Consider the following 1943-nt stretch of genomic DNA (forward strand, 5'->3'; position numbering starts at 1 on the left):
TCTGGTCGCCCTTGCCTATCCCGAGCGGGTGGCGCGGCGCCGGCCGGGTGGCGGCGGTCTCTATCTGATGGCCTCGGGCGCGGCGGCCCGTCTCGACCCGGCGGAGCCGCTGGCCGCGCGGGAATGGCTGGCCATCGCGTCGCTCGACGGTAGCCGCAAGGATGGCCGGGTCTATCTGGCCGCGCCGCTCGACGCCGCCGATGTCCAGGATCTCTTCGCCGGGCAGATCACCACCGAGGAGCAGGTCGCCTTCGACGACGCCAGCGGCCAGGTCCGCGCCCGCCGCCGCAAGCGCCTGGGCGAGATCGTGATCGAGGACGCGGTCTGGTCCGATCCACCGGCGGAAGCTGTCAGCGCGGCGCTTCTGGCCGCGATCCGGGCGCGGGGGCTCGATTGCCTGCCCTGGTCGCCGGCGGCGACGGCGTTGCGGGCGCGGGTGAATTTCCTGCACCGGCTCGATCCCGCGGCGGAGCACTGGCCCGACTGGTCGGATGAGGCGCTGCTGATCGGTCTCGAAGACTGGCTGCTGCCCTATCTGGCCGGCATTTCCCGGCTGGAGGGGCTGAGGCGCCTCGATCTGCACGAGATCCTGGCCGCCGGCCTCGACTGGCCGCGGCGTCAGGCGCTCGACGCCGAGGCGCCGTCGCATCTCGATGTGCCATCGGGTAATCGCCACGCCCTCGATTACGGCAGCGGGCAGGCGCCGGTGCTGGCGGTGAAACTGCAGGAAATGTTCGGCGCGCGCGAAACACCGAGCGTGGCGAAGGGCAGGGTCCCGGTCACGCTGCACCTTCTGTCCCCGGCGGGACGGCCGGTGCAGGTGACCCAGGATCTGGTCAGCTTCTGGGGTCGGGGTTATGCCGACGTGCGGGCCGATCTGCGCGGCCGTTACCCCAAACATCCCTGGCCCGAAGACCCGCTGACCGCGCTGCCGACGGCGAAGACCAAGCGTCATCTGCCGCCGGGCAGCGTCTGACGGTCAATCGTCCGTCAGGTTGGTGGTGTAGGACTTCGATTCCGCGCCCGTGTCGACTTCCGAGAACTGCTTCGAAGAGAAGCCGCGCCGCTCGCAATTCTCGTTGCCGCGAATGGTGAATTCGGCGTCCTTCACGCAGAAGGGATTCTCGCCCGCCCAGCCGCTGCCGTCCGGATGTTCGGCATAGACATAGACGTAGCGGACCTTCAGCGGGCCGGTGATCGGCGTGGCGCATTTGCCCGGCTCGACGTTCCACCAGCCTTCCGACACCCAGACGCCGTTCTCGACGCCATCCGGGGTCTTGTCGTCGTAATAGCCGACGGCGACCGAGGTGGTTTTCGTCGTCTTGTTGCAGACCTTGTATTCGGCGAGGGCGGGCGCCGACACGGCTGCGACCCCCGCAACCGTCAGCATCGCCGTCATCGCGACAGAACGGATATTCATCCCGTCCACTCCTAAAATTGGTGCCGGTCATCGACCGTGCGCCATTTCAACACGCCGCCTTTCCCCCCCGCTGTGACCGGGGCCACACTTGCCTCTTCCGGTCACAAGAAGGTGCGCGCAGCCCCGACCTTATGGACCTGCTTCCCGCGTCGTCAAGTCGGGCTTGCTGGGACGCGGCGCCGCTTTGCTGTATGGTGGCAACAGTCCCGCATGGCGGGCAGTGACGGCGCCGTCGCGGGGGAGATGGGGATAGTGACTGGACGGACTTGGACGGCCATCGGCCTTTGCATCGTTATTGGTGGCGGCGCCATGGCCAGCCCGGCCTGGGCCCAGGGCAGCTTTCTCGGCGGGCTGACGGGCAAGACAGCGCCCGCCCCGCAAACCCCCGCGCCCGAGACCCCGGCTCCGGTGCCCCCAACGGTCGTGCCCCCGGCGGCGGAAGAGCCGGCGGCGCCCGATGGCGGCACATCTTCCCTCCGGCCCAGCCGGCCGCCGACCCCGGCCGCCCCGACGAGCCCCGCTC

General features: G+C 69.5%; 2 protein-coding genes and 1 pseudogene. 2 read left to right on the top strand and 1 reads right to left on the bottom strand.

The features are described 5' to 3' along the window. Positions 1-976: ATP-dependent helicase C-terminal domain-containing protein (locus WAZ62_RS00855; RefSeq protein WP_422641642.1), on the top strand; the 976-nt coding region annotated here is incomplete at its 5' end. A gap of 3 nt (positions 977-979) precedes the next feature. Here the strand turns inward: WAZ62_RS00855 and WAZ62_RS00860 are convergent. Further along, a complete protein-coding gene (locus WAZ62_RS00860) occupies positions 980-1420 on the bottom strand; it encodes a DUF1036 domain-containing protein (RefSeq protein WP_422641643.1) in 441 nt (146 codons plus the stop codon). 309 nt (positions 1421-1729) lie between these two features. On the opposite strand from WAZ62_RS00860, the pseudogene WAZ62_RS00865 reads away from it, so the two are divergent. Beyond that, positions 1730-1943, top strand: a pseudogene (locus WAZ62_RS00865) (hypothetical protein); the annotation flags it as partial.

It is taken from the genome of Zavarzinia sp. (genome assembly GCF_049306435.1).
Taxonomy (GTDB): Bacteria; Pseudomonadota; Alphaproteobacteria; order Zavarziniales; family Zavarziniaceae; genus Zavarzinia.